This window comes from Roseobacter denitrificans OCh 114, assembly GCF_000014045.1.
Lineage (GTDB): Bacteria > Pseudomonadota > Alphaproteobacteria > Rhodobacterales > Rhodobacteraceae > Roseobacter > Roseobacter denitrificans.
The window spans coordinates 18470-41888 of sequence record NC_008386.1 but is presented as its reverse complement, the minus strand read 5'-3'; the positions used below and the strand labels follow the sequence as shown (position 1 = coordinate 41888).

The window sequence follows — 23419 nt, the reverse complement described above, 5'->3', positions numbered from 1 at the left end:
TGCACCGTTACTTTTTATACGTATAATTTTAATATGGACAAACCCACAGAGTCAAGATAGATTCTAGCCATGGCCTTTGACGATCTAAAACATGCCCAAAAACAGCGACTAGAATACCTCGACCGCCTGCTCTTCTGGGACGGTGCGGCGACGCGCGGATCGTTGATAGAACGCTTCGGGATCTCGAACCCTCAGGCCGCTCTGGATTTCAAAACCTATCTGCACGCTTCAGAAACCAACGCACTCAAATATGACGCCTCCTCGAAAAAGTACCACACGACGGAGCGCTTCACACGGCTGACGGGGCGGGCCACAACTGACGAGCTCGAGGAGCTGCTCAGCGGAAAGAAACGCGCCTTCTACGATGTCTTGCCCGACCTTCAGCGCACCCAGAACGTACGTGTCTTCAGGCCGCTCTATCGCGCCCTGCTCGCCGGTGAGGCGATCAAGATCGTCTACCAATCGATGCGCGACCCAGAGCCGGAAACCCGTTGGATTGCGCCATTACGCTTCGCCTCAGACGGGGTGCGCCTCCATCTGCGCGCTTGGTGCTATACCCGCCAGGGCTTTCGCGACTTTATTCCGTCCCGGATCGATCCAACCCAGTCCTTCGCGGAGCGACGCAATGCAGAGGACGTTCCGTGGGACGATGACTGGTACACGTGGGCCGTTCTACAGCTGCGGCCGCATCGCGACCTGACACAAGACCAAAAGCGCGTCGTTCGGATCGAGTTTGGATTTGAAGACGAGTGCCTGGAGATCCGCGTTCGCAAGCCACTCGAATTCTACACAAAGCGTCGCTGGGGGCTCGATCAGGAGAACCCGCGGCTTGAATGCGTTGGCTGCAATTACGTGCCTATATCCGAGGAGGAGATCGATGAGAGTTGATATGGCCCGCGTCGATCCAGACGCGAACATGGACAGGTTCTACTGCGTCCAGCTGACCAAAAGTCTGTTCGGGGAGACTGGCGTCGAAAGACAGTGGGGTCGGTGGCGGACTCATGGTCGCCGTAGGCTTGATTGGTGCGGGAATGAAACTCAAGCGAAAACGGCGCTCACCAACCTGGTGAAAGACAAGCTGTCGAGAGGCTATCTTATTAAGCCTTAAGGAGACGGTCAGTGAAGATGAAGAGTTCACGCATCCTTGCGCAAAACCAAGAGGTAGTATGAGGCATGACAGTCACGATAACCAAACAAGCAGAAAAGTATCTAGAAGCGCTCGCAAAGGCATTGGAAATTCCACATTCCCGTTACGAACAGGCAGAAAAGAGCTACAAATCGCTCGGTGACTGGCTGCATCGCGACGATTCTGGCGTGAAGAATTTCGACCCGGATGTGTTTGTGCAAGGGTCGTTCCGATTAGGAACAGTTATCAAGCCGCAATCTGACGAAGAAGAGTACGATGTAGATTGCGCCTGCGCACTGAACGCTCTGGGCAAGTCAAATATCTCACAGTTTGCTTTGAAGGAACTGCTCGGTGAAGAGATTAAGCTGTATCGCAAAAACAAAGGTATAAAAAAAGAGGTCCATGAAGGTCGCAGGTGTTGGCGTCTGGAATATGCCGATGGTGCTCAATTTCACATGGATATTGTACCTTGCATTCCGAATGCGGCCGATCAGCGGCTCTTGCTTGAAGCTCGCAATCTGGATGCCAGGTTTGCTGATACTGCCATAGCAATCACAGACAATGAGGTTCCGCAGTACTACGAAATTACGGAGGATTGGCCCCGTTCCAATCCACGTGGGTATGCGGAATGGTTCAAGTCTCGGATGGGAGATGTCTTCATTCGCAGGCGCGAACAGGTGTTCAATGAGATGCGGTCGGAAGGCGTAACGGCGAGCGTTGAGGATATCCCGACCTATCGAGTTCGCACTCCATTGCAATCAGCAATAATGATCTTAAAACGTCATCGCGATACGGTGTTCGCAGACGACCCTACGGACAAACCAATATCGATTATCATTTCCTCGTTGGCAGCCCATACTTATGAGGGTGAGAAGACGATAGGATACGCGCTGTTGTCTATTCTGAGCCGGATGGAACAGGCCATCGAGCATGATGGTGTCAGATACATCATTAAGAACCCGACGGATGCGCTCGAAAATTTTGCAGATAAATGGGAAGAGTATCCTGAGCGCGCACAGGCATTTTTCGGATGGCTGGAACAGGCGCGCGAGGACTTCTCCTCTGCTGGTCGCCTTGTTGAATACCGCCGCATGTCGAGTGTTCTGGCAAACCGCATGGGTCGCGACATTACCGATCAAGCAAGCGATGCCGCTTTGCAGCCATCACACCCAGGTGGATCGAGCCTGCTTGGGGCCGCTGCGGCTGCGTCATCGTCCTCGGCACCAAGTGTGTCATTTGCAGATACACCCCGTACCCCCAAAAAACCAGATGGCTTTGCATGATCTGGTGGCTGTCTAGGAATACTCGACTATCGTCTGAGAAAGCTGCCCTGGCAGATCTGGAAGGCAGTGTGGACTGGCTGCAGGTTGGCAAGTGGCAGGCCAACCCGGAATTGGCCATGTGCGTTGATCTCAAGATTGAGCATAGGGGCGAAGAATTCGGTTTCGAGATGAGGTATCCGAGCATCTTTCCCGACGCGCCACCAATGATTTTCACAAATGATCAGTCTCGCATATCGCTCCATCAATATGGCCCCGATGGTGAGCTCTGTCTGGAGCATCGGCCAGATAATTGGCGGCCGGCGATAACCGGCGCAGACATGGTTGCAAGCTCCCATAGGCTAATTGCAGAGGAGCAGTTTGAAGGTGGTGACACTGTTCATGCGCGTTCTGCTCACATTGCTTCGCTTGGTCGCGATTTGCGTTCGAAATTCTGCCGGTTGTTGATGACCGAGTCTGACGTGAAAGCGATTAACGGTTTACCGGAATACATTGGCGAGGCTGTGAGCCTGTCCGAGAGAAAGGCGGCATCTACATTCATTTCGTCGATCAATCACATTGGGTCCAAGGACGATCCTTTGTGGACCAGTGATCTGGTTTTGCCAAAAGCCGACCGCGAGGAATTGGGAACTGCGGTAAGAGTGCCGGGGTCTGGTGCATGCGGTAAAACTTCCGCAGATGATCTTAGAAGTGTGCTCGAAGGCGTGAAACTCCAAGACCTTGCGAGTGAACTCTTTGACACAGATGCGACCACTCATTTGCTAATGGGTAACAAGGACAAATGGGAGCTGTTTTGGCTTTATGGCGAGGCCAAAGCGCGGAAGGTGATCAGCTACTCAATGGTAATCGTGCCTCCTGAACGGCAGCGTCTGCCAACCGGATTCGATGACCTTGCGAACAAGAAAGTAGGTATTGTCGGTTGCGGATCAGTGGGATCAAAGATTGCTGCCAGTCTCTGCCGCACCGGCGTCGGCAAGTTCCTTTTGATCGATGAAGACATTTTCTTTCCAGGCAATGTTGTGCGCAATGAGTTGGAATTGAACGAGACCGGTGCTCACAAGTCTCATGCATTGAGAGACCGCCTCAAAAATCTTGCACCCAATGCCGATGTGACCGCGCTACGAATGACGTTAGGTGGCCAGGAAAGCGCTGAATCGATGACTGGCGCGTTGGAAGCGCTTGGTGATTGTGATTTGCTCATCGATGCAACTGCCTCACCCAAGGCTTTCAACATGATCGCCTCGATAGCGACGCGTCAAAAAAAGCCAATGGTTTGGGCAGAAGTCTTTGCGGGTGGGATCGGTGGCGTTGTGGCGCGTGCCCGTCCAGACCTGGATCCCGTCCCACTGGCAGCGCGGGGTCAAATCGAGGTTTGGTGTAACGATCAAGGTGTCGATTGGATCAGGCCTGAAAGTGCCGGCCAATACAATGGACAAGGCGATGATGGCGCTCCGCTGATCGCAGATGATGCAGAAGTCACGATAATTGCATCACATGCAACGCGACTCGTAACCGATATTCTGGCGCGTCCTGATAGCGGGATTTTTCCTATGTCGGCTTATGTCATTGGGCTCTCATCAGAATGGTTGTTCGAGCAGCCGTTTGATACTCGGCCTATCGACCTCAAACCAGACGGCCAATGGGGCGAGACAAGCGACGCGTTGGAGCCAGAAGAGCTGTTGGAGATTTTGAAAGAGCACTGGCCTCCCAAGGAGAGTGATGATGCAACTGCTGCTGCCAAGTGATGTTGTTCGAAAAATGCGCAAGCACATGTTTCGCGCCCAACGGCGCGAGATCGGTGGCATGATCATGGGCGAACAGATCGCCGATCAGCAATTTCGCATCCTCGATTTCTCTGTCGACGCGACCAGTGGCACACGAAGCAAATTCGTGAGAGATGCTGAACAGCACGACCTCGTGCTAAAGGAGTTCTTCGAACGAACTGGCAAAGAGTATCACCGCTTCAACTATCTGGGTGAGTGGCACACTCATCCAGGTTTTTCGGTCGACCCCAGTCTGCAGGACATTTACGCGATGCAGGATTTAGTGGACGGAACAGGCGGTGTTGATTTTGCTGTGCTGCTCATTTCTCGGCTGAGATGGTTTTGGCAGTACGACTGTAGTGCCAGCCTCTTCCTGCGCGATCATCAACCAGTCAGGGTTAATATCAAGCGTGAAGATCCCAATGCCAAGACTGAAGGGGAGCTTTGAAATGTTGAAACGTCTTTTTGAAAGTTTCGCAACCAAAGCGATAGACTGGTGGTTCCGCGTTTCGGCAATTGAGCGGTTCTTAATCACTACTGCAGTCGCCCTTCTGATTGCGATCTTTGGCGGGGTTCCTTTGATCGCCGAACTGCTGCGTATCGCAATCGGCGCGGTTCCGGAGGGATATCTCAATGCGCAGGGAAAAATTGATGCCGTTGCTGGCTGGATCCTTGGGATAGGCTTCTTGATGATAGTCGTTGGTCTTGGGCTTGCTATTGCTCGGTTTGCCGGCGATGCGAAGTCACGCTCCAAAAAGCGCATCGTCGTGATTGAGGGCAGAGGATTGCGAGATGATGATGGAGCGCCGCTTGAGGGAACGGTTGGAAAGCAGGTTGAGGGTCAGGTTGTTCCCGTTTTACTCGACCTACGGCGCAGAATGGACGGGAAGGTAATTGAGCCTGAACGTGCTTTGGACGATATCGCTGCGGCTAATAGGTCCGTGCTTCAGCATCGCAGAGATATTGACCGTAACGACCTTACAGTCGTCTATGGTGGCCTTACATCCGTCCCTTATACTTTTCTGACCGGTGTACTTCTTGATGATGAGGGAGACATCAAGACATATGACTGGGACAGAACACAGGAGGCCTGGCGCGATCTTGAAGGTGACGACGATGGGCTGTCGCTTGCAATAGATGGCATCGATGCGCTTTCAAATTCTACCGACGCGGTTTTGGCTATCGCTTTCTCCTATCCAATTGATGACAATGATCTGCAGAGTACTTTCCCTCACCCGGTGGTGAGGCTCACGCTTGATGGCATGTCCTCGGACGTTCACTGGTCACAAGCGAAACAGAATCGCCTTGCTCAGGAATTTCTCGAAGTTGTAAAGCGCTTGAGCGCGGCTGGCGTAAAACGCATCCATCTGGTGATGGCCGCTCCGAACAGTGCCGTGTTCAACTTTGGTCGTCGCTACGACAAGCGCAACTTACCAGAAGTTGCAGTGTATCAATTCGAGCGTGGAAAGAAGCCGGCCTATCCTTGGGCGGTTCTCATGCCGGTTGCAGGCATCGACCGTCCGGAAATTTTTTATCAATCTGGCAATGGAGGCGGGGATGCAGGTTGATTACTCAGACATGAAACAAGGAGCTTTGGAAGCACGTACGCGCGCAGCCCAGTTTGAAAAGCAGTGGATGACCTGGCTAACACTAGCTTCAGCTGGTGGGCTTGCACTGTTGTTGTCGTTTTCAACAGGGATGGCGCATCCAAATCACACTTTGCTGATGCTGCTGCCGGCATACTTCGCTTTCCTGCTTGGCATGGCAGCAGCGGGTCTTTCTTTTGCGACGAAATTGAGGGAGGAATTGGCACAATCGAGCCACTCGGCATCGGCGTTCAATCGGGAAGAGTACAGAACTGCAGCGGGTGCACTTCCAACTGTAATCGCATCTCCTCCTCGGTTGGCAGATGAAGCGAACCAGGACAAAGACGCCATAGTCGCTAAATGCAATGCGGCACATGATCTTGCCGAAGAGGCTTGGAAATCTCGCGTCCGTTGGTTGTGGTTGACGCGTATTCTATTGGCAACTTCGGTATCTGCATTTATCTTTGGCGTCGCATGGCCAGGGTTGTTCGTATTTTTTGGCGGTGATCTTGTCGGCGGTAGTTGAATGCGCCCATCGACATTCTAGGGCCTTTTGCTTACGGATTGATCAACCGGCGCGCGATCTTAATCGCATTTTCTGCGACTGCTTCAGAACTTATCTTATGCTTGAGCTGGTCGAAAAGCGAAGTAACGTACTATTGGATCAACGTAACGTCGAAAAACGGAACTCCCCAACTACCGCTGCTAGCTTTTTGGGTGCCAGCCTCGATGAAACCGCATCCAGTTCCAACAATTCGCGAGTTAAGTACGGATGAAATTTCTCGGTCAACAGGTTGCCAGCGCCTGCAAATAGATCAACGACTTCGCCTTCTCCAATCCTCTTGAGAACCTCGGGAAGTGGCGGGGTTTCATCCCCCGCTTCCACTTGAAGGAAGCCATCATATTGTTCGACTGAAAACCCAAACCCTCTCAGCGCTAGCGCTAGGGTCGTCGTCTTAATTGTCCCTACCCGCGTCGCGATGATTGAGGTTTCTTCGCCCAAATTGACTAGGGACACGTCAGTAAACCCCATCTGCGCATAGTTCAGCCGCGCCTCCTCAAGCATTTCAAGCGAATTAGCGTCCATGTAGAGTGGCTTGGTATCAGCGTCGAACACATCGAACATGCGCGCGATCACCTTGTCATGGATATCACCCGGATCACCACCGAACACAGGCGGCACACCTGCTTTGGCGGGTTTGACCATAATTACCTTTTCCCGGTCATGGATTTCTTGAACCAGCCAACGACGTCCGGAAAAGATGAGCATCATCCCAGGTGAGAGGATGTTGTCGATCGGCAATGTTCCAAGATCTCGCCCGTTTGAGACCAGCCGGTACTCCTCGGGGGTCTTGAACACCGCGTAAAAGCTATAATGCTCGACCAGTCGCTCTCCGTTTTGGCCCAACAACAATAACCCGCCTTCCGTTTGTTCTATTAGGGCTATTTCAGGATGCCCGAGTGCACGCAGCACATCCGTGAACATCGCGACTGTGACTTGGCGGAATGGCCCTTCGCGGCACAGCACGCTGTATAGAATATTTGCTGGGGCACCGCCGCGTTGCGCGATCACTGAAAGGATTTGGTGGACAAGTGTCGACAGATGCAGCGCTTGCGATTTAGGTGGTTCGCACCAGCCCTCTAGCAACAGATCAATCATCGCAATGGACCGGATCAGACCTAGTCTCAGACGATCCACAAAGCTGCTATCCGAAGTGAGTCTCGTTTCTACCGCGTATTGTCGCAGGATCGCTGGTTGGCCCTCTCTGCGCCCCGAACGCCCTAAACGTTGCCGCAGGGCTGCGACAGTGAAAGGTGCGCCAATTTGCGCCACACAGGTTACATCACCGATATCGATACCCAACTCTAAAGTGGACGTGCAGACAGCGGTGGTCGGTTTGCTGCTGTCTTTCAGGCGCCGTTCAACAAAACTGCGGTGATCGCGTGAAAGGCTGGCATGGTGCGGATAGAACTCTTGGGGAAGATGCTCTTGCTCGCAAAGATTGCGCAGACGGTCCGCGTAAATTTCAACACGTTGTCGAGCGCCGGCAAACACTAGATTGTCGCTTCCCCGTAGATGCTCGAACAAATGCGCTGCAACAGCGTCTGTGGCAGATGGGGTGTTGTCGTCTTCTCCACCGGAAAGATATCCACGCAGCTGGAGTTTCAGTTCCGCTTCTCCGCCCTCTGCTTCGATCAATGTGACCTTTTCCGCATTGTCAGGCCGCAGATAAGCGCGGGCGAGATCCATATCCCCAAGCGTCGCAGATAGTCCAATCCGGCGGATGGGCCTTTTGATCGCCAACTCAAGACGTGTCAGCAGGGACCGCAATTGCACCCCGCGCTCACTATCGAGCACGGTGTGCAGCTCATCAATTACTACAGCTCGGGTTGCACCGAACAAGCGCGCGACTTCCAGGCCCCGACGTACGAACAATGCCTCCAGCGACTCTGGCGTGATCAATAGAATCCCTTTGGGATTTTTCATCGCGCGCGTTTTGACTGATTGCGACACATCGCCGTGCCACGGCACCACTGGAAGCCCCGCCTCTTGGCAGATACCTTCCAGCCGCCCCGCCTGATCCGTGATCAGTGCCTTGAGTGGCCCGATGTAAAGCACGTCGAACCCGCCGCCTTCTGCGGGTGCATCCAGCACCTGAGAGATCAACGGGAAAAATGCGGCCTCTGTTTTACCCCCGGCCGTCGATGCCGCGACGATGAGATCGTTGTCACTTTCGCAAATAGTCCGAATTGCGCGCGCCTGAATGTCGCGCAGCTCACGCCACCCCTGCTGTCTGATCCACTTCTGGACGGGCCGTGCCAGTTGATCAAAGGCGCTGCTCATTCTCAGAGCTTAAAGCTGATCAGATCATCGTCACCACCAGGCTGAGCACCAGTCGTTTCCTCCACGTCGCTCATGTCGTCCCCTCGATCTTCTGAGACGTCGATCTTTTCGATCAGGTCACTCCATTCAACACCTGGGTTTTGCTCCAGCACGGACAGCAAGTTCACAAAAGCCGTGACGGTATTGCGCGGCGTCCTGAAATAGGCCTCACCAATCCGGTCCGAGCAATGGTTCATAAAGGCTTCCAGCGCTGTATCCGGCAAAGCCGTTTCATCGTCCTGCATCACGCGCCTGACATTGGCCAACAGAACAAACAGATCTTCGGGTGCCAGGCTTGCGAGCCGCACAATGGGCCCCGACAGATCAACAAGCCCATCACGGGCAAAAGTGTTTTCCGCTAGCCGCGATTGAAGGGCCTCGTAGCTATAAAGTCCGCGGCGCGTGTTCATTAAGAACTCTGGCGTACCGCCCATCAAGAAACCAAGGTTCTCGGCACTACCCTGAAGCACGTCATTCAAAATGCGCAGGATCTGCTCGTAGTTCGCATTACGTGCTTGGGACGATGTAAGCTTGAACAGATTCACCATTTCATCAAGGCCGACAAGCAGTCCTTTGTAACCCGCCTCGCACACAAATGCCGACATCAGCTTGAGATGATCGTAAACGCTCGCATCATCGATAATCGTGCGCACGCCAAGGGCTTTACGCGCATCCGTTCGGGTCGCGAATTCTCCCCTGAGCCAGCGCAGAGCAGCGGACTTAAGCTCGTCATCCCCATTCTCATGGCCTTCCCAATACCGGCGAATGACCTCTGCAAATTCAAAACCGCCAGTGAGTTCTTCGAAGTGGCCCAAGCGCTCGCGAATGATTGTGCCCGTAGGCACGTCTTTTGCCTCTGCGTCTCGGTGCGCTTGGCTGACAAATCGTTCAACCACACTGGCCAAGGCACCACCATCGGGCTTTGTGCGCGTTGACAGGTTGCGCGCCATCTCTGCGTAGAGGCCACGTGCCTGACCTCCAGTCGCATGAATACGCCTGTCAGGGGCAAGATCAGCGAACATCACCACCAGCCCTTTTTCCAAAGCAACCAACCGGATCAAGTTCATAAAGAAGGTCTTGCCGGATCCATATTCCCCGATAACAAAACGGATGGCAGAGCCCCCGTCCGCGATGCGTTCCATGTCCTTCACAAGTTCTTCGATTTCGCGAACGCGCCCGACCTGGATATGACGCAGGCCCAGTTTTGGGACGACCCCCGCCCGCAAAGCCTGAACAATTGCATCGCGTTCACGTGGCTTCAATTTGGACATGACGCCCCTCCCCTTCTAATTTTTGTTTTACCGCATCCGCAATCTCCGGAGACACGTCATATCCATCATACTCGTCAAGCAAGGCTTCATCATGAGTCTCAAAGGCCCACTCGTTTACAGCCTCCAATGCACCTGACGGCATCAACCCATGCTGCCCGCAAAGCTGCTCGAACGAGTCCTCGGTCCAGTGCTCTTGACCCACCAAATCCAACAGCAAAGCGCCATGTTTTGCATCTAGCCCAGTAAACAGTGTTGCACCCTTGGAGTCCCTGCCCTCTTCTGTTTCTTCCTCAGCGTCAAATATCTGCCCTAGGACAGAAGACACCCGCGCCGTATCTGATCTGATGGCTGCGATCCGCGATGCGTCCAGAACAGGCCCGGCTGCCTTTTGTAGTTTAGGAATGGCCTCTCCAGAATTGCCCGGCTGGGCCGCGCGAACAGTGCGTGGCGCGTCTGCAATCTCTCCGGCGTGAAGGTCGGAATAGGCGAGTGCAGGATCGAGGCCCAATGCCTTGTACACCTTTTCAATGCTGGCGACTTCTTCGGATTGGATGACACCATCGGCGTGTGCCGCCCCCACCAAGGCCGCTCGCATCGCCGTTTGGTCTTCCACACCAACGTCTTTGAGTTTGCGGCGCAGCAGTGTCATGTCAGGCGGCACAGCAAGGAACCATACCATATTTGCCTGAAGGCGGTACCGCTCTTGCTCACTTAGCCCCTCGACAGATGCGATTTGTGTCTCCAACGCTTTGCGTTCAGCATCGGCAATACGACCGTCAGCATGGGCGACAAATGAGGCAAGGGCCAACTCCATCAATACTGTCTGATAGCTTGCCGAAACGTCTTCGAGTTTTTCGATCTGTCCGTCGAGATCGAACAAAACTACAGGCTCTTCCGGTTTAGGTGAACGCAGTGCAAAGCGCGGATCAGGTGCCAGCCCAAATCCAAGACGCGCCAAAGCATCTGCAGCCCCCGTCAGCTGTCTCTTGCCAATCTTCGCGCTCCGCTGTCCTTCGAGCTTCTCGATCACGTCGGCCAGCGGAACAAGTCCGCCGCTCTGCATGATCCCCCTCGCCCACTCTTTTAGCGCTTCCATTTCTGTCGATGGGAACAGGGACCACAGATCTATTGGCAAAAGTGCGTGCGCTTCAATGCTTCCCCTGCCCTCGGGGTTCCGACCAAGATAGCGGCTCAGCTTATCAAGGTCGTCTATGACTTCGTCCGCGACTTCTTGCGCAATCTCGACCGGCTTTCGTAATCCGGAGATATCAGGAACGGGTTTGCCGTCGGCTGTTGGATTGAGTGTCCCCTCGAACTCGCTTGAGGCTGCGCGATACGTTGCTTTGAGGTGTTTGCGCGGCTTGCTGACCTTCAGCCCAATTGGAAAGCGATCGTCGAACCGTATCTTGAACAACGCCAGGAATTCATCACGGCACCGCGTTGCTGGCGTGCGCAAATGGCTTTCTGGATGGCACATCAACCAGCTCAGAACCCAGTCTGCAGTCAGGTTTTCTCCCTTATCAAGACGCGCGCCAATCGCATACTTCAGCGAAAAAGGAAGCTCCCAACCCTGGCGTTCAAAGGTTGGCTCCAGCGCCTCAAACTCAGTTTCGGCAAGTGTTGCGATATCAAGAAATTCTCCCAGATATCGCTTCACCGAATGGTTTTCAGGATAGAGCGAAATCAACCGCCGAACTTCAGTGATGATATCCTTTGCATCAGCGTTGGATTGATCGACGAAGAACCTTCGTTCTAACCCATAGAAATACAGGAACATGTAGCCAGGATCGTAGGATGGGTCAGTCCTGCCACTGGCCAGCCATTCAAGGTATGTCGCCCTGCTTCGGGCTGAAATGTCAGAGTACCCAGGCCAGTATGACATTCCCTCCCCTGCCCTATCGCCCCCTGTCCTTGCAACAGAAAGAGACGGGTCAATGTAGGCTCTGCATTTGTCGCGATAGCCGTGGTGATTGAGCAAAGGTGGCGTCCCTACATAGACCATGCCGCCAATGTCTCGCCCAGCAACGGTTGCCGTGTCCGCTGCAGGTATCCAACCATTCTTGCGGGAATTCGATTGCGGCTTCCAAGATGAGGGCCGCGCGTTTTCGTATCGCTTCGCAATTGCGGAAAGTGCTGGAGCAGCAGACTGGCCAGCACGCATGATTTCTGCGTAGTCCTGTTTTGGTGGTTTGGGCGGCGCTTTCGACGATGATTGAACAGCATTCGCTTTACGTGTTCTCTCTCGTTCACGCTCGATGCGTTTTTCTTGGGCACTGACGCGGGCCACTGGCTCAGATTGAGTTACTCGTGTATTTTCGCTTGCCACTGCAAGCGCTTTGGCTTGAACTTTCCGTGATCGTTTCTTTTCTTGCCACCAGACCAAAACGATAGGCAATCCAAAGGCAAAGAGCATTTGACCGCCAACGGGCCAGCCTTGCAACACGGTCACCACAGCAATCATGCACATCAAAAAATAGAGCGCGTAAAAAAAGGCGACCCGAAAGAATTTTAGAATTGATGACATTAACAAAACCCTCTGACAAAACACACTAGTTCGCAGGTTTTTCGATGCAATAACTATCGCTAAGGTAGCAGCGCAATCGAAGCGAATTCTCCAAGACTATTCGATTGCGCTCTAATATCGGCCATCGGCATCTTTAGCGCGTGTCCGCCAAGTACTATTCTTCCGGCAAATCATAAAGCGTCAAGGTCCCGTCTGCTTCTGCTTCCAAAACCTTGTTCACCATAACGTCCGATGGATCGCCAAGTGTTCCAAGATGAGCGATTGCGGCTCCTATCAAAGCTTTAGCCTGCACCCTACCGAGGCATGGCAAGATGATCATCCCTGGGTGAATGTCAGCTCGCGCTGCGAGCGCTCGGAAGTCGCGGGCATTCTCGGTGACAACTATCAAGTTATTTTCGATGCAACGGGCGAGCACGGTATGGTCCGCTTCACCGAGTCCACCCTGATTGCGCGGATGGACCACATAGTAGCCCTCTTCCGCCATCAGTTCATTTGCCACGCGTGGTGACAGGCATTCGTCCAGAAAGAGCCGCATCAAAGAGGCTTATGCGGCTTTTCGCCAAGGTTTGCCAGCACTCGGCCTTCCACGCGGGGGATGTGCCTTTGCATAGACCAAAGCGGCCTCAAAAGCCTCCATACTGATCTCAGGGTAATCCTCGACGAGCTCTTCCAAGGTCTCACCACCTTCGATGCGCCCTAGAACGGATCGGCAGGTTATCCGAGTTCCCTTTAAGATCGGTTCGCCGCCAAAAATCTCTGGGTCAACGACCAAATGCTCGCGCCTCGTTTCAAGATAAACACGCGTACGGCCCCATACCTCTGAAACAAGAGGATCGAGATTGAGCATCAAGCCAGGAGACAGCTCAAGACTACCAAATTTGGCTTTTTTCGAGCTTCGTAGGAATCTCCAAACTCTTTGCTTGGATTTCTTTTCCATCTTGATTCCGTCAAGCGAGTGCATCGCTCGCGCATAGGCGACCGCATGCATCGGCACATGCGCTGCCAGCGTTTCCCGCATCCAAAGCTTCGTCTTACGCCTTGGCACGATCCCCTCTTCGCAGTCTTTCTCGATACGCCTTGCGGCCACGCCAGAAAGATGTGCCGCTTCTTTGATTGTGAGGTCTGCTGAAACTCGCATAGCCATAATCTTTCCCTTCGGGGGGATAATTAAGGGGTCTAGACCGTTTTGTCAAGGTTTTTGGGGTGGATCGAGCGACGAACCACTCCTGTTACTTCACGTAGCATGCCGTACCATCTAAGAAACCAGATGCGACCACTCACACCTCCGACTGATTGAAAGTCAAAGCCCGACCAATTGAAAGCGTGGAGGCCCAGCCTCGCAGAATTCAGGCGTCTACATTTTTGTCGCCAACGCCAAGATCGAGATCAGGCAAGTCCCGCAAGCTTTGAAGATCAAACGTCGCCAGAAACTCCGGCGTCGTCACAAACGTATGCGGCGCGCCCGGCCGAGGTGCCCTCGGTCCCGACGCAATCAGTTCCTTGAAGCGCAGCCGTGCCAGCAGATCACGGCTGACCTCCTTGCCAAAGATATCCTTGAGGCCTGCCCAGTCGATGGGCTGATGATAGGCGATGGCGCAGAGCACGCCCATCTCCATCTCGGTGAAGGCCAGCGATTGATCACCCAGGTTAGCCGCGGCCTTGATTGCCTCGGCAAACTGGGTTTTGGTGCGGAACATCCACCCGCCGGAAACCTCGGCCAGCTCATAGGGTCGACCAACCAGTTCGGCCTGGATGTCGTCGATCAACATCTCAACCGACGCCCCCTCCCCCACGACGCGCGTGAGGTCCTCGCGGCCGACAGGCGAGGCACTGGCAAAGAGCTCCGCCTCAATCCGCCCCATCCATTCGCGCCAGCGCAGCTCTTGCGGCAAATCCACGAGCTCCCGGTCGAATACGCTTTCGCTTGCCGAACCGCCCTGCCCCCTCAAGAGTTTCCGTTTGGCCGCAACAGTCATGATGCAATACCGTACAGGCGAAACGTCGGCCGCCCGGTCAGCTCGCGCGCGACCCCGAGTTCGACCAGCCGATCACAGAAACGACGCGCAGCCCGGTCGGTCATGGGGATGGTAGTGCCACGGATCATTGGCGACAACATCAACGGCGGCGCGACCGTACCCTCAGACAGGAACAATGCAACCGCTGCGTCTGATCCTTTGGCGCGCAATTTCGGCGCAACAGCCTTCAATGCCACTGATTTGGATGAGAGGTCACGCGCCTGGCGGATTGTATCTTCGACAGACTCAAGGAGACGCTGCTGAACCTTCAATTCCGCCCCCTGCCCGTCCGCAACGAGGTCTCGCAACATCCCTTTCGTGAGGCGCAGTCCTGAAACCGGCAACACTGTCGTCCAGTTCAGGGCGCGGGCCAAAACCACATCGGAGAGTAGACAGGCGATCCGCTCGCCCCGATCATCCACCTCCAAAACCGCGCGCATTGCCGAAACGCAGCCAGCTAGTGGCCCGTGAGCCTTGGCATGAGCCACGGTGGCCGTGAGCGAATTGTCAGCTTCAGCCACGGCGTCCGGGCCGACAAGGCCGCGCAGCTCAGCCTGCCATTCCCTGCTGCTCATTCGCATTTGCGCAGCCTCGCGCCAAAAGGCCAGCAGATCACCGTCCGGACCACGTGCCTCCCCCGGCGGCGTCAAATAATAGGCATCGCGGATATCGGCTTCCCGCGCCAAGCGTCCCTCCAGCTTTGAGGTTGCCGTGGCTGCTTTCAACGCCAAGTGATTGGCGAACAGTTTGACCGGCACACCGTGCTTCGGATCAGAGACCAACCCATCCAACACGGTCAGGGCGGCTCCGGACCGAAAAGCCACAGTTTCAAGGGTTTCAGCACGAGTAGAGGTGACCCAGCCTGGCAGCTTGGGTAGAGTCTTCAAGTCGTCAGAGAGTGCAGCAGGCTGAAAGGTCATGCTGGAACACTATCTCACCGCGGCGGTTATATCCATCAAATAGCACATAAACCGCCCCACCTTAGAGCTCTTCTTTACGTCCAATAAGTTTGCCTTATCGGACATATAAATGTAGGCTGCAAAAATGACGGACAATCTCATAAATAACGGTACCAAAACGACCCCCGAGGCTGAGATTTTGACGGCGGCGTCCAACAGCCGATCTTCTGATGCTCAGCACGACGACACAGCGCCTGCTGGCGAAGTTCTGCTAGACATCGATCCTGATGAACTCCTGTCCGATCCTGCCGAGAAGGAAGAAACAAGCGCGCAAGACATCGCGCTGCCCGACCATGTTGCGGGATCCGGCTCTCTCGACCGCCTTATCGACCAGGCCCGTGACTATGCCGAAGCCGCCACAGCCGAGAACACCAATAAGGCCTACAAGGCCGACTGGAAGCATTTTACCGGCTGGTGCCGGCGCAAGGGTGTGGACGCTCTGGTCCCCTCCCCCGCCGTGATCGGGCTCTATATCTCTGACTGCGCCAAGCCGCAGGACGGCTCCCCTGCCCTCTCCGTCTCCACGATCGAGCGCCGCCTGTCCGGCCTCGCCGCAAACTATCGCCAGCGAGGTCTTGCGCTCGACATGAAGGATCGTCACATCGCCTCGGTCTGGGCCGGGATCAAGCGACACCACGCCAAACCGCCGACACAGAAAGAAGCTGTGCTGATCGAGGACGTGCTCGCAATGGTCGGCGCCCTCTCATACTCCCTGCGGGATCTCCGCGACCGCGCCATTCTTCTCATCGGCTATGCTGGCGGACTACGCCGCACCGAGATCGTCGGTCTCGATGTCGGCAAGGACGAGAGTGACGACGGCCGCGGCTGGGTCGAAATCCTCGAAGGCGGAGCGGTGCTGCACATCAAGGGCAAAACCGGCTGGCGCGAGGTTGAGATCGGCCGCGGATCCGCCGACCAGACCTGCCCCGTTTATGCCCTCGAGCAATGGCTGCACTATGCCAAGATCGACGTCGGTTCGGTGTTCCGGCAGGTTTTTCGGGACAATTCCAGAATTGGGCCCGAGCGACTCTCCGACAAGCACGTCGTACGTCTGATCAAGCGCCTGGTTCTGGAAACCGGCGTTGGCCTTGACCGCCCTGCCCTCTCAAAACTCTCGGACGAAGAGCGCGCGAAGTTCTTTGCAGGTCACTCCCTGAGGGCCGGTCTCGCCTCCGGCGCGGAAGTTGACGAACGCTATGTCCAGAAGCAATTGGGGCACGCGTCGGCAGAGATGACCCGTCGCTATCAGCGCCGCCGCGACCGATTCCGGGTGAATCTGACCAAAGCGGTTGGGCTCTAACGGTCAGTATCACGAACTTTTCGGACATTTGAAAACCGGGATAGCAATGCGTCATGAGCCTTCTGCACCTGTCTATTTACGCCAATGATCCTGAAAGTGTTGCGACCTTTCTCGCTCAGCTCATGGGCGGCGTTGCCATGCCCTTTCCGCCGTTCCCTGACTGCTGGATCGCCTGCGCTGCTGAAGATGATGGCATAGCAATTGAGGTCTATCCAACAACCCATGTGCTTGAGGCTGGCGTAGAGCAAGTATCCTGTGAAATCAAAACGCGTGATGCCAGCTCTACGTTCGTCCATGTGGCGTTGTGCGCCATACTGAGCAGTTCCGAAATCGTCACTCTGCAACCGTGGGCCGTTTGATTGTGTCGAGGTCTGGCATGAAAACCGACTCCTGGTAGAGCTTCTGGATGTGGAGATGCAAAAGGACTATCACAAGGGAATGACCGCCGAGAATTGGGCCTCAATGTTTGGCCTTAAACGGTAAGTGTTGACTCAAAACTACTGTCTTTCACTCTTCGGGGTCGCCTTGCGGACGGTCAGGGGACCGTAGAAGCAAGGTTGGCATCTAATCAGATTGGTCCAGCCAGTTTTCCAGCACCAGTTCTTCGATCTTAGAAAAATGACGTTGGTTATTCGTGACCAAGACTGCCCCCAGCGACAGAGCATGGGCGGCGATCATCGTGTCATTGGCACCAATCGGGGCCCCTTGCCCCAGCAAATGGGACTGAACGTCTGCAAACCGATCAGCTTCTTTCGTCGACCAATCCGCGATGAAGTCGAGCCGGTCAGACAGCGCATCGATCAAACCGTCATATTTAGCACGCGCCTGAGACCGGGCCGCCCCGAGGCGCAGTTCCGAGTAAGTAATCACGGAAATGCAGATATCCTCCCCCGCCTCGACCTGCTTTTCCATTGCTCGTAACACCGCCGCCGGATGCTCACGCATCAGATAGCTGCAAATGTCCGTATCGAGCATGTAGAGCGTCAAAACTTGACTCTGTCTGGGTTCAGCAAGTCGGGACGCTCCGCCATGAAATCCGCCGCCGCGGGCTCTTCGTCGGCCAGGCTGGTCCATGTCTTGCGGATCGGTTCCAACACCAGCTTGTTCCCGATCTTACGGACCGAAACCTCATCGATACCGTGAAAGGCGAAATCCTTCGGAATCCGCACGGCTTGGCTGCGTCCATTGGTGAACAGTTTTGCGATTGCGGTCATATGAGTCTCCTTTTACCCAATTGGTCTATCACCGATATATGCCAGACGGCGGCATATCACAAGCATAGGCCATCACTACGCCCCTGCTCTCTCGCCCAACCGGCCATAAAAACTGCGATCAAGGTGCAATTCTCCGACCATCGCCTTCTCCACCATGCCGCGCAGATAGCCGCCGGGCGATGAAACCTCACCGGTGGCATGTTTGTCGTAAATAAGGGCGAGCGCTGCGGCGGCAACGGCCGGTCCGAGCGTCTGCTGGGCGACATTCCAGGCGCTTTCCGAGATTCCAACCATCGGTCTGACTTTCCCGGCGGCCCGGTGCACCCCGTTCCAGTCTCGAATATACCCTTCCATGTCCCGCGCGAGCTCCGCAAATTGTGGACAGGTCAGCATCAGCATAGGGATATCCACATCGGACGTTCGTTTGCCGGTATGGGTGCTCCACTCGATATCCAAATCAACCTCTTGCGACTTTTCAACCTGCTCTGTGGGTGGTAATTCTGGTGGTGTTGCCTCCGCGTGCTTTGTTTCAAAGCGATTACTTTTTACAGGATCAAGTTGAGTTGTAGTTAGTATGTGGGGCTCATTGTTGACCCCGCTGGGGTTCATATTTTTATAAAGTGAAACAATATTAGATTCTGATTCATGCTCCTGAGGCGAGAGATTTGCATCAGACTCCTCTGGCCAATCAAATGCAGCTTCGAAAGCAGCCTCCACGCGCGCCTGCAGAGATTTAAACCAGTCGACGATGTCGATCAGCTTGTTGGTGCCTGTAGAGCGCTTGGGAAGCCGCTCGAGCATCAAGGAGAACTCATCCTGCAGATCGCGCCAAGGACCCTTCAGACGGCTTTCCAGGGCTTTCTCAATCTTGGCGCGGATCACACGCCGCATGACCGTGATCGTGTTGCGCAGGGACTTGCAGAGCTGACGCTCTTCGAGCAGCTGGGCATGCAGGGCTTCAAATTCTACCGTACGGGCCGCCAGAGGCGCTAGGTCGAAGCCGTAGGCCTCAACAATGACGCCATCTTCGTCACGGCGACCGTAGCGCTTGCCGTTGGGGCTGTCCTTGAAGGCAATCAGGCCAGCCTCGCACAGCCTGCGGGCGTGCCGCTTGAGCGTGGCCAATGAAAATCCGGTCTGCTCCATGAGAAAGTTATTCGAGGCCCAGACGATGGGCCGCTTGCCCTGCTCCCAGTCCTGTGGCTGCGTGACCGCGCCAAAAGTATCCAGCAGAAGCAGATCCTGGGACTTGAGTCCGATCGCCGCCGCCACTTTCTTGGCTGCAACGATTGCCCGTGTTTTGGGTATAGATAAGTGTTCACCGGCTTGTGCGAGCTTTTCAGCAGCTACAAGGCCCGGTGTCGGCTTGCGCCAACCTGTATGTGTCATGAGTGTTGTTCCACCTCCATCAGTTGAATGAAGGCAAAAGAAATCCGTTCACCAAATCGGTGTTAAAGTTGACATCGATGCGCGGGATGGCTATCTATAAGGCTGCAAAACACTACAGATAAGCTCTCATACCGCAAGGTTTGGGGGCTTTTCTTTTGCCGTTAGATCACGTGATGTTCCTCTCTGCTCTGTGCCTCAATTGGGGTCGCGCGCCTTTTCCTGCCGTTGCAGGTGAGCGTTTCATTTCTTCGACCCATGTTCTTGCAGATAAGTAGCGATCACATCGCCTAACCCTTCTAGAGCTTGCTTATCTAAATTCATTCCAGGCGCGCTAACTGCAAGCCGCCCACCTTGTGTAGATAACGATAAATTTCGCGCGCCAACCTTCCGTGTCACAAGAAGCTTCCTTGGCCTCTTTGACCTCGTCTTCTTTTGGGTAGTATCATCGCTTATCGCTGCTAGAGCTTCCTGAAGTTGGCGAAAACTCATCTCGTAGGCGTTCTTGAACGTGCTCAAGATTTCTTCTCTTGCATCTGAAACCGCTCGGGCACGCGACACTAAGCTCTCGTGAACTCCAATGCGCTCTGCGAATACTTTTGCCTTTATTTTCGACTTAGAGGCACTGGTAAGCTCTTCAAACATTTGCCCGATAGACAGCAATCGCTCAAACGCGCTAAGATCTTCTCGTTCGTCGTTTTCCCGAAACCGCAAGACAAGCATGTTGAACGTTGATTCAGCACTGCCCCTGCCACTTTGGGAGGCTATGACGGCACGGACTTTCCGGCCAATTTTTCGTGCTGCTTCAGTTCTTCTACGCCCCGCAAGAATTAGAAATTGAACGCGTTCAAGATTCTCGGGATCAATTTGATCTGGACGCCATTCGGGATCTTTAGGCCAAACCAATATTGGCATGTCCTGACCGTTTTCGCGAATGCTCTCAACGAAAGTCAAGAAGTCATCATGCTCCATCCAATTGGCACGGCGGTCAGAGCCGATAGGGTCCGTCAACGCGTCAGGATCGATCTCGATCACGTGGTCGCCGGCCATGATATCTATCGCGAGCTTCTCTCGTGCTTCGTCCAGGCCAGCTTGCGCCTGCGCAACTGCACCGGCCTTCCATGCACTTCCCGCGCCACCTGAAGCTTTTGTTTGAGACAGGACCTCGGGTTTAGCTTCGGGTAGGCTTTGTTCGCCTTCCGGACTTTCAAAGGGATCGGCTGGCTTAACTGGCCGCACTAGCGAACGCTTGATGCCTCTCTTCATTTCCCCACCTCTTCATCGTCTTGATAGAAGTCGTCCATCCACTTATCGGCATAGCCGCGCTCACGACCGGGCCATAGCCTCGACACGATCGCGTCATTGACTGCATCTGCGTTTGTGATGAATCGCTCAATGCCCTTCCGCTTACCAGGTGTATCCGCTTGGTACTCATAAACGGACTGATACACGTCAGAGGCATTGGAAATCGAATCCGATCGAAGATAGAAAACGGGGAGAATTTCCGCTGGGCAATGCTCCAATAAGTTGGAAATCTGATCAAGGTCTTGGTTGTTGGTACGTTGGACGATTGTTGGAAGAAGCATGTTTGCGCCTGACCCGATATCAATACGTTCGTTGCGAAGGATATGCTGCAGCATTCCAAGAAGCCCATTTACAAACGTCGAAAGCGTCGCAATGTCGAAACCTTTCATCGTTTGAGGAATGACTAAAGAAGAGGACGCAACGACGTTGTTTAACTGAAATAATGTCAGAGCTGGCTGGTAGTCGATTACGATACAGTCAAGCGTTTCATTCAGGGCTGCATCAAACTTTTCTCGGTCGAGTACGCCATCACTGGCCAGTTCATTTGGCTCAGTCTGCGGAACATGGCCGTCACGCCATCTTTCGATAGAGTCCCTGAGAAAACGATAGAAGTTTTTTCCTTTTGGCCGCTCACTGACAAGCCTTGCAATCTGGATCTCACCCTCAGACGTCTCACCATGCGCTGGTACTAGCCTCAAACCAGGCCAAGACGTCCTCAAGAAAAAGCTGTCTAACTCTTCGGCGTCATAATCTGTGTATGACTTGTCACCGTTTGGAAAAAGTCCCGCAAAATCGACCATGGACGCTGTGTCTTCGGTCGGCATTGCGGGAAGTCCCTCGCCGCCAACAAAGTACAGGGTGATCGTACTTTGCGGATCAGCGTCCATGACACCAACTCGCATACCGTAGTTCAGGCTTAGATACTGAGCAAAATGAGCGGCTGTTAAAGACTTTGCGGTACCACCTTTCTGGCTGGCGAAAGAGATCACCGGCAAAGGATCTTCGGGCTTGCGCCAAGCGAGATAGTCGTAAGGACGCTTCGCTGTTTCAGCGAAAAGAGCTCGCATATGCATCAGCTCTTCAATCGTAAATACGCGTTCGCGGCCAACGTACTCTCCCTGGGGAAAATCAGCAGTGGATTTGGCGAACTTGTTCAGATAGGTGATGCCGACATTCAGGAAGCGCGCGCACTGGCGCATCGACCACTTCCGTTGAATGCGGGTACGTAAGGTCAACTCCTTGTTCACCGACACCATCGTGCGGTCAAGACCACGAGATAGATCAGTCAAAAATTGCTCTAGGTTACCACTCATGCTGCCTGCTTGCTGTCGGTTGTTCCGACTTAGAATCGATTTCTCAATCACAGTATAACGATTAAGTGGAAAAAGCCAATATATCGTTTCCCTAGGCGGATACAAGCGAATGATAAGGCTAGGATGCGGTGAACACTCAGACGAGGAGAAATTCTTGAACGCGTTCAAGATTGGTGTTGGGGCGTTACAGAGTGAACTCATCTGACTGCGTCCGATCTGCCATCCGCGTTCAGCTGCAGGTGTGCTTCGACTGCATGGGTGTAGAGGCACGACGGTGTTACCGCAGGTCGAACGCTCTTCCAGGATCTTATGCAGATCTGTGCGTCCTCTGGATTGCGTGTATTGATGTCTCTCGTGATGGTAATTGAAAAAAACGCGACGTCAGCTGCCGGGATGCGCAGCTGCGACAGGAAGGGGGAGGTGGTCACGTTGACTCGGCCGTTACAAGACTGGCCATACGAGCAAATTATTGCGCTTTCATTGAAAAACAAATCTTCCTCCACCGCCACGGTGACAACAGAAGATCGAACTTGCCAAAACTTCAACCAGCCCTGCTGCTGTGTAGCCATCTGCACAAGCTGGATAGTCCGCGTATTATCAGGCCTAAAGGACAGCTCAACTGATGGATTGGCTTTATGCAGCGTGGGTAGTGGACAACCAATGGCAACCGTTTCCGATGGCCGACTTCCGTTGTGCACGTTCATTCTCGGCAGAGTTTGCTGTTGATGCACCAGATGCGAACATTGATTGACCTTGGTTTGCATCAGAAGTCCCGCCCCGTTCTGAATATCTTGAGGTGGCAGCATATGCTGGCCACCATTCGGGAGGTCACAACCGCTCCCTCATACCCGTGGCTAAGCAGTGTGGCTGTCATGCGATTGGTCAGAGCGAGCAGGTACCTCTGTGCAACGGTTCCGATCGTCACTACGTCATCACTGTTTTCATCCATCATAGATTCAAGCGCAGGAGTTGGCCCCGGCCGAGTGACCAACGCGCTGCGGGCAACGACGCAGATGATCTTCAAGACACGTTTGTGGCTCGGTGAGTTCCCAAGAGTCGGCATCAGGCACACCTGATGTTCATAACGAAACAGAAGATGCCATTTTTGTACACGCGGCAGGCTCAACGCTTTTTCTTGGTGCTCAGAAGAGCAGGGGGAGTTACGTCATCTTCGTGAAAATGCACTCGGAAAATTCGATTAACAATGGGTGCGTTGAAACCACCGGTCATAATCCGCCGATGCTCCCAGCACACGTGCATTCAATGAAACGTACCGCTAACGACCGCAGCCAACAGACGTCGTCATTAGTCCGATCGCACTGAGTACAATCGTTTATAGCGCTGTTAACTGATCTTTGCTTTTGAGAACTGTGATGGCGTGCATCATGCCGAAGACCGTGAATTCCCGTGCCGAGGTTGAAACCGGATCTCAGCAATTCTACGCCGTAGAACGAGCGCCCAGCGGCGCTTTTAAGCCCATATCGAATTTCACG

Annotated in this window: 22 protein-coding genes; 9 read left to right on the top strand and 13 right to left on the bottom strand. The window is 54.1% G+C overall.

Going from position 1 to position 23419, the window contains the following annotated elements:
- Nucleotides 1-69: 69 nt before the first annotated feature.
- From RD1_RS19685 to RD1_RS19655, 7 genes are all read left to right on the top strand, one after another.
- Complete coding sequence (locus RD1_RS19685; protein ID WP_011655401.1) at nucleotides 70-888, top strand: WYL domain-containing protein; 819 nt, start codon at nucleotides 70-72, stop codon at nucleotides 886-888.
- Nucleotides 878-1108, top strand: coding sequence for a WGR domain-containing protein (locus tag RD1_RS21460; protein WP_044033569.1), 231 nt, complete (start codon nucleotides 878-880; stop codon nucleotides 1106-1108). The genes RD1_RS19685 and RD1_RS21460 overlap by 11 nt, the downstream gene beginning before the upstream one ends.
- Nucleotides 1109-1173: 65 nt before the next feature.
- A complete protein-coding gene (locus RD1_RS19675; protein WP_011655399.1) occupies nucleotides 1174-2409 on the top strand; it encodes a nucleotidyltransferase domain-containing protein in 1236 nt (411 codons plus the stop codon).
- Nucleotides 2410-2477: 68 nt separating this feature from the next.
- Nucleotides 2478-4151, top strand: coding sequence for a ThiF family adenylyltransferase (locus RD1_RS19670; RefSeq protein WP_171960019.1), 1674 nt, complete (start codon nucleotides 2478-2480; stop codon nucleotides 4149-4151).
- Nucleotides 4126-4617 carry a Mov34/MPN/PAD-1 family protein gene (locus tag RD1_RS19665; protein WP_216290048.1) on the top strand — a complete coding sequence of 164 codons (492 nt, stop codon included), beginning with the start codon at nucleotides 4126-4128 and terminating at the stop codon, nucleotides 4615-4617. The genes RD1_RS19670 and RD1_RS19665 overlap by 26 nt, the downstream gene beginning before the upstream one ends.
- 1 nt (nucleotide 4618) lies before the next feature.
- The gene (locus RD1_RS19660) at nucleotides 4619-5737 is read left to right on the top strand and encodes an SAVED domain-containing protein (protein WP_011655396.1); all 1119 of its coding nucleotides are present in this window, start codon (nucleotides 4619-4621) and stop codon (nucleotides 5735-5737) included.
- Nucleotides 5727-6281, top strand: coding sequence for a hypothetical protein (locus tag RD1_RS19655; RefSeq protein WP_143090276.1), 555 nt, complete (start codon nucleotides 5727-5729; stop codon nucleotides 6279-6281). Before RD1_RS19660 ends, RD1_RS19655 begins: the two co-directional genes overlap by 11 nt.
- Before the next feature lie 138 nt (nucleotides 6282-6419).
- Here RD1_RS19655 and RD1_RS19650 read toward each other — a convergent pair whose 3' ends face one another.
- From RD1_RS19650 to RD1_RS19620, 7 genes are all read right to left on the bottom strand, one after another.
- Entirely contained in the window at nucleotides 6420-8600 is a 2181-nt protein-coding gene (locus RD1_RS19650; protein WP_011655394.1) for a DEAD/DEAH box helicase, read from the bottom strand.
- 2 nt (nucleotides 8601-8602) lie between these two features.
- A complete protein-coding gene (locus tag RD1_RS19645; RefSeq protein WP_011655393.1) occupies nucleotides 8603-9910 on the bottom strand; it encodes an ATP-binding protein in 1308 nt (435 codons plus the stop codon).
- The gene (locus RD1_RS19640; RefSeq protein WP_011655392.1) at nucleotides 9888-12434 is read right to left on the bottom strand and encodes a TerB N-terminal domain-containing protein; all 2547 of its coding nucleotides are present in this window, start codon (nucleotides 12432-12434) and stop codon (nucleotides 9888-9890) included. The genes RD1_RS19645 and RD1_RS19640 overlap by 23 nt, the downstream gene beginning before the upstream one ends.
- A gap of 154 nt (nucleotides 12435-12588) precedes the next feature.
- Nucleotides 12589-12969: a DUF5615 family PIN-like protein gene (locus tag RD1_RS19635; protein ID WP_044033566.1), complete on the bottom strand. Its 381-nt coding sequence runs from the start codon at nucleotides 12967-12969 to the stop codon at nucleotides 12589-12591.
- 9 nt (nucleotides 12970-12978) lie between these two features.
- Nucleotides 12979-13578: a DUF433 domain-containing protein gene (locus RD1_RS20525; protein ID WP_050759150.1), complete on the bottom strand. Its 600-nt coding sequence runs from the start codon at nucleotides 13576-13578 to the stop codon at nucleotides 12979-12981.
- A 202-nt stretch (nucleotides 13579-13780) separates the two neighbouring features.
- On the bottom strand, nucleotides 13781-14410 hold the full coding sequence (locus RD1_RS19625) for an SMC-Scp complex subunit ScpB (protein ID WP_011655389.1): 630 nt from the start codon (nucleotides 14408-14410) through the stop codon (nucleotides 13781-13783).
- Nucleotides 14407-15369 carry a DUF1403 family protein gene (locus RD1_RS19620; RefSeq protein ID WP_011655388.1) on the bottom strand — a complete coding sequence of 321 codons (963 nt, stop codon included), beginning with the start codon at nucleotides 15367-15369 and terminating at the stop codon, nucleotides 14407-14409. Before RD1_RS19620 ends, RD1_RS19625 begins: the two co-directional genes overlap by 4 nt.
- 124 nt (nucleotides 15370-15493) lie before the next feature.
- On the opposite strand from RD1_RS19620, the gene RD1_RS19615 reads away from it, so the two are divergent.
- Nucleotides 15494-16708: a tyrosine-type recombinase/integrase gene (locus tag RD1_RS19615; protein ID WP_011655387.1), complete on the top strand. Its 1215-nt coding sequence runs from the start codon at nucleotides 15494-15496 to the stop codon at nucleotides 16706-16708.
- A 53-nt stretch (nucleotides 16709-16761) separates the two neighbouring features.
- Nucleotides 16762-17067 (top strand): hypothetical protein, encoded by a 306-nt coding sequence (locus tag RD1_RS19610; protein WP_011655385.1) that lies wholly within the window; start codon nucleotides 16762-16764, stop codon nucleotides 17065-17067.
- 205 nt (nucleotides 17068-17272) lie between these two features.
- Here the strand turns inward: RD1_RS19610 and RD1_RS19605 are convergent, their stop codons facing one another.
- The 6 genes from RD1_RS19605 to RD1_RS19580 all read right to left on the bottom strand — a co-directional run bounded on the left by RD1_RS19605 (nucleotide 17273) and on the right by RD1_RS19580 (nucleotide 22690).
- Nucleotides 17273-17695: a type II toxin-antitoxin system VapC family toxin gene (locus tag RD1_RS19605; RefSeq protein WP_011655384.1), complete on the bottom strand. Its 423-nt coding sequence runs from the start codon at nucleotides 17693-17695 to the stop codon at nucleotides 17273-17275.
- Nucleotides 17692-17922, bottom strand: a complete 231-nt coding sequence (locus RD1_RS19600; RefSeq protein ID WP_011655383.1) for a type II toxin-antitoxin system VapB family antitoxin — start codon at nucleotides 17920-17922, stop codon at nucleotides 17692-17694. The genes RD1_RS19605 and RD1_RS19600 overlap by 4 nt, the downstream gene beginning before the upstream one ends.
- A 75-nt stretch (nucleotides 17923-17997) precedes the next feature.
- Entirely contained in the window at nucleotides 17998-19311 is a 1314-nt protein-coding gene (gene repC / locus RD1_RS19595) for a plasmid replication protein RepC (protein WP_011655382.1), read from the bottom strand.
- Nucleotides 19312-19551: 240 nt separating this feature from the next.
- Nucleotides 19552-20574: a ParB N-terminal domain-containing protein gene (locus RD1_RS19590; protein WP_011655381.1), complete on the bottom strand. Its 1023-nt coding sequence runs from the start codon at nucleotides 20572-20574 to the stop codon at nucleotides 19552-19554.
- The gene (locus RD1_RS19585) at nucleotides 20571-21926 is read right to left on the bottom strand and encodes a ParA family protein (protein ID WP_011655380.1); all 1356 of its coding nucleotides are present in this window, start codon (nucleotides 21924-21926) and stop codon (nucleotides 20571-20573) included. The genes RD1_RS19590 and RD1_RS19585 overlap by 4 nt, the downstream gene beginning before the upstream one ends.
- Nucleotides 21927-22123: 197 nt before the next feature.
- On the bottom strand, nucleotides 22124-22690 hold the full coding sequence (locus tag RD1_RS19580) for a hypothetical protein (RefSeq protein WP_044033563.1): 567 nt from the start codon (nucleotides 22688-22690) through the stop codon (nucleotides 22124-22126).
- Nucleotides 22691-23419 lie beyond the last annotated feature (729 nt).

Coding starts and splice junctions, on each gene's coding strand:
- RD1_RS19620 (WP_011655388.1), bottom strand. CDS start 15,369: ATGACCTTTCAGCCTGCTGCACTCTCTGACGACTTGAAGACTCTACCC.
- repC (WP_011655382.1), bottom strand. CDS start 19,311: ATGACACATACAGGTTGGCGCAAGCCGACACCGGGCCTTGTAGCTGCT.
- RD1_RS19665 (WP_216290048.1), top strand. CDS start 4,126: ATGATGCAACTGCTGCTGCCAAGTGATGTTGTTCGAAAAATGCGCAAG.
- RD1_RS19685 (WP_011655401.1), top strand. CDS start 70: ATGGCCTTTGACGATCTAAAACATGCCCAAAAACAGCGACTAGAATAC.
- RD1_RS19655 (WP_143090276.1), top strand. CDS start 5,727: ATGCAGGTTGATTACTCAGACATGAAACAAGGAGCTTTGGAAGCACGT.
- RD1_RS19610 (WP_011655385.1), top strand. CDS start 16,762: ATGAGCCTTCTGCACCTGTCTATTTACGCCAATGATCCTGAAAGTGTT.
- RD1_RS20525 (WP_050759150.1), bottom strand. CDS start 13,578: ATGGCTATGCGAGTTTCAGCAGACCTCACAATCAAAGAAGCGGCACAT.
- RD1_RS19585 (WP_011655380.1), bottom strand. CDS start 21,926: ATGAGTGGTAACCTAGAGCAATTTTTGACTGATCTATCTCGTGGTCTT.
- RD1_RS19660 (WP_011655396.1), top strand. CDS start 4,619: ATGTTGAAACGTCTTTTTGAAAGTTTCGCAACCAAAGCGATAGACTGG.
- RD1_RS19635 (WP_044033566.1), bottom strand. CDS start 12,969: ATGCGGCTCTTTCTGGACGAATGCCTGTCACCACGCGTGGCAAATGAA.
- RD1_RS19645 (WP_011655393.1), bottom strand. CDS start 9,910: ATGTCCAAATTGAAGCCACGTGAACGCGATGCAATTGTTCAGGCTTTG.
- RD1_RS19640 (WP_011655392.1), bottom strand. CDS start 12,434: ATGTCATCAATTCTAAAATTCTTTCGGGTCGCCTTTTTTTACGCGCTC.
- RD1_RS21460 (WP_044033569.1), top strand. CDS start 878: ATGAGAGTTGATATGGCCCGCGTCGATCCAGACGCGAACATGGACAGG.
- RD1_RS19675 (WP_011655399.1), top strand. CDS start 1,174: ATGACAGTCACGATAACCAAACAAGCAGAAAAGTATCTAGAAGCGCTC.
- RD1_RS19615 (WP_011655387.1), top strand. CDS start 15,494: ATGACGGACAATCTCATAAATAACGGTACCAAAACGACCCCCGAGGCT.
- RD1_RS19590 (WP_011655381.1), bottom strand. CDS start 20,574: ATGAAGAGAGGCATCAAGCGTTCGCTAGTGCGGCCAGTTAAGCCAGCC.
- RD1_RS19580 (WP_044033563.1), bottom strand. CDS start 22,690: ATGCAAACCAAGGTCAATCAATGTTCGCATCTGGTGCATCAACAGCAA.
- RD1_RS19650 (WP_011655394.1), bottom strand. CDS start 8,600: ATGAGCAGCGCCTTTGATCAACTGGCACGGCCCGTCCAGAAGTGGATC.
- RD1_RS19600 (WP_011655383.1), bottom strand. CDS start 17,922: ATGACCGCAATCGCAAAACTGTTCACCAATGGACGCAGCCAAGCCGTG.
- RD1_RS19625 (WP_011655389.1), bottom strand. CDS start 14,410: ATGACTGTTGCGGCCAAACGGAAACTCTTGAGGGGGCAGGGCGGTTCG.